We start from the raw sequence: 2,805 nt of genomic DNA on the forward strand, positions 1-2,805 counted from the left end.
ACCGCCAGCTTCTTCGATAGCAGCTTTTAAAGCTTCTGCTTCTTCAGCAGGTAATGCTTCTTTAACGATCGCTGGAGCGCCGTCTACTAATGCTTTAGCTTCTTTCAAGCCTAAACCAGTAGCTTCACGTACAGCTTTGATTACTTTAATTTTAGCTGAACCAGCAGAAGTTAATTCTACGTCAAATTCAGTTTTTTCTTCAGCAGCTTCACCAGCAGCAGCACCAGCAGCAGCTACAGGAGCAGCAGCAGATACGCCGAATTCTTCTTCGATTGCTGATACTAAGTCAGCTAATTCTAAAATTGTTGATTCTTTTAAATCAGCAATGATTTGTTCAATGTTTAAAGCCATTATAAAATTCCTCCGTTTTTAAATAGTTTGTTTTGTATGATTAAATTGGTAATAAATTACGCTGCGTCTTCGCCTTTTGCATCTGCAACAGCTTTGACAGCGTATGCCACGTTGCGGACAGGAGCTTGCAATACTGATAATAGCATTGAAAGTAGACCTTCGCGGTTTGGCAATTTCGCAATTTGTTGAATTTCTTCTTTAGAAAGCACTTCACCTTCTAAGATACCACCTTTAAGTTCTAACGCTTCTGCTTTTTTAGCAAAATCAGAAAGAATCTTAGCTGGGGCAACTGCGTCTTCCATACCAAACGCTACAGCTGTAGGGCCTTGGAAAACTTCTTCATGGTATTCTAACTCTTGAGAATCTAAAGCACGACGCATGATTGTGTTTTTGATAACTTTAAACTCAACGCCCGCTTCACGTAATTGTTTACGTAATTCAGTCACTTCTGCTACTGATAATCCTAAGTAGTCAACCACAACTAAAGAATTTGCAGCGTTCATTTTCTCAACGACTTCATTTACTTCTTGTTGTTTTTTAGCAATTGCTTGTTCACTCACTTATATTTCACCTCCACTGATTTTATTAGAGTTTTTTTAAATAAAAAAACTCTATGTCACTGAAGACATAGAGGATAAAGTTCACCATCTAGTAGTGAACAACGTATCTCCCTCGGTTGGCAAAATTAAGGCAAAGCCGCCAACTGTCTTCGGTAAGCTATATAAATAACCTCACTTATACTAACAGAATAGTATAAGTGGGTCAAGTATTATTTTAAATAGATCTTAGATTGATGAAACATCAACTTGGATACCAGGACCCATAGTAGATGTAATTGCTAAGTTTTTGATGTATGTACCTTTAGATGATGCAGGTTTCACACGTAATACCATTTCTTGAACAGCTTTTACGTTTTCAGCTAATGCATCTGCAGTAAATGATACTTTACCAACAGGTAAGTGTAAGTTACCAGCGCTATCAGCACGGTAAGCAACTTGACCAGCTTTGATGTCTTGAACTGCTTTAGTAACATCTTGTGTTACAGTACCAGTTTTAGGGTTTGGCATTAAGCCTTTAGGACCTAATACACGACCTAAACGACCAATTTGACCCATCATGTCTGGAGTCGCAACGATCACGTCGAAGTCGAACCAGCCACCTTGGATTTTTTGGATGAACTCGTCATCACCAACGTAGTCAGCACCAGCGTCTTTAGCTTCTTGCGCTTTTTCACCTTTAGCAAAAACCAATACAGTTTGGTCTTTACCAGTACCGTTAGGTAATACCATAGCACCACGGATTTGTTGGTCATTTTTCTTAGTGTCGATACCTAAACGGTATGCAACTTCAACTGATCCATCAAATTTAGCGTAGTCTACTTCTTTTAACAATTCAATTGCTTCAGATAAAGCATATTTTTTATTTTTTTCGATTTTTTCGAAAACAGCTTTTTGGTTTTTAGTTTGTTTAGCCATTATATATATTCCTCCTATGTGGTTTTAGCGGATAATCCTCCCACTCACAAATCACTATCGATTTGTGGCGTATGAGTTTCTTGTATTACAGTGTGACAATTAGCCTTCTACTACAAAGCCCATTGAACGTGCAGTACCTTCAACCATACGCATAGCAGCTTCTACATCTGCAGCGTTCAAGTCTTCCATTTTTGTTTCTGCAATTTCACGAACTTGGTCGCGAGTTACGGTAGCGACTTTATTTTTGTTAGGTTCGCCAGAACCTTTAGCAACGCCAGCAGCTTTTTTCAATAATACTGCAGCTGGTGGTGTTTTAGTAATGAATGTAAATGAACGATCTTCGAATACAGTGATCACTACAGGGATAATCATACCCATTTGATCTTGTGTACGCGCGTTGAATTCTTTAGTGAATCCCATGATGTTCACACCAGCTTGACCTAATGCAGGACCTACTGGAGGAGCTGGACTTGCTTTACCAGCTTCAATTTGTAATTTTACGATTTGTTGTACTTTTTTAGCCACGAAACATTCCTCCTTGTTTTTCGCGTTGTGGTTTAATGGAGTTGAGATTCCTCCTCCCACTACATGTGTCTACACACAATAACCTATTTAACCATACATCTTTAGTTATTGCAAGAGTTTTTTTAAATATGCTATACTTTATAAGTAAATGATGCAAAAGTTTTGTAAAGGGTTACATTACCTACTTAGCAATATTTACTAGATGACAAGACCGACAAAATATGGTAAACTGTATCCTTGATAAGGAAAAAGTACATTGCAAAGGAGTGATAATGATGGAACGTCCAGTAAGAAAATTTTACGATGACCAACTAAAGACTTTGGAGGGTATGCACGCAAAACTTGGATTTGGTACGGCGGCTATGTTAGAACGATCTTTCCAAGCATTAAAAACCAATGACCACAATGGCGCACAAACTGTCATTGAAAGCGATGCTGAGATTAACAAGCTAGA

The 2,805-nt window shown here is 38.3% G+C and carries 5 protein-coding genes and 1 other annotated feature; of the genes, 1 reads left to right on the forward strand and 4 read right to left on the reverse strand.

What is annotated here, in order from left to right:
- The 4 genes from rplL to rplK all read right to left on the reverse strand — a co-directional run.
- Positions 1–351, reverse strand: a 351-nt coding sequence (gene rplL / locus ACRCJ0_RS11655) for a 50S ribosomal protein L7/L12 (protein ID WP_431390520.1), incomplete at its 3' end; no start/stop codon positions are given.
- 56 nt (positions 352–407) lie between these two features.
- Positions 408–911 (reverse strand): 50S ribosomal protein L10, encoded by a 504-nt coding sequence (gene rplJ, locus ACRCJ0_RS11660; RefSeq protein ID WP_016897303.1) that lies wholly within the window; start codon positions 909–911, stop codon positions 408–410.
- A gap of 33 nt (positions 912–944) precedes the next feature.
- Positions 945–1,082 (reverse strand) — a sequence feature (ribosomal protein L10 leader region).
- 54 nt (positions 1,083–1,136) lie between these two features.
- Complete coding sequence (gene rplA, locus ACRCJ0_RS11665) at positions 1,137–1,826, reverse strand: 50S ribosomal protein L1 (RefSeq protein ID WP_016897302.1); 690 nt, start codon at positions 1,824–1,826, stop codon at positions 1,137–1,139.
- 99 nt (positions 1,827–1,925) lie between these two features.
- Positions 1,926–2,351 (reverse strand): 50S ribosomal protein L11, encoded by a 426-nt coding sequence (rplK, locus tag ACRCJ0_RS11670; RefSeq protein WP_029315747.1) that lies wholly within the window; start codon positions 2,349–2,351, stop codon positions 1,926–1,928.
- 272 nt (positions 2,352–2,623) lie between these two features.
- Here rplK and ACRCJ0_RS11675 point away from each other — a divergent pair.
- Positions 2,624–2,805: PhoU domain-containing protein (locus tag ACRCJ0_RS11675; protein ID WP_431390521.1), on the forward strand; the 182-nt coding region annotated here is incomplete at its 3' end.

This window comes from Aerococcus sp. L_32 (assembly GCF_050689315.1).

What these genes read in the sequence shown, in the direction of transcription:
- rplA (WP_016897302.1), bottom strand. Translation starts at nt 1,826, where the DNA reads ATGGCTAAACAAACTAAAAACCAAAAAGCTGTTTTCGAAAAAATCGAA.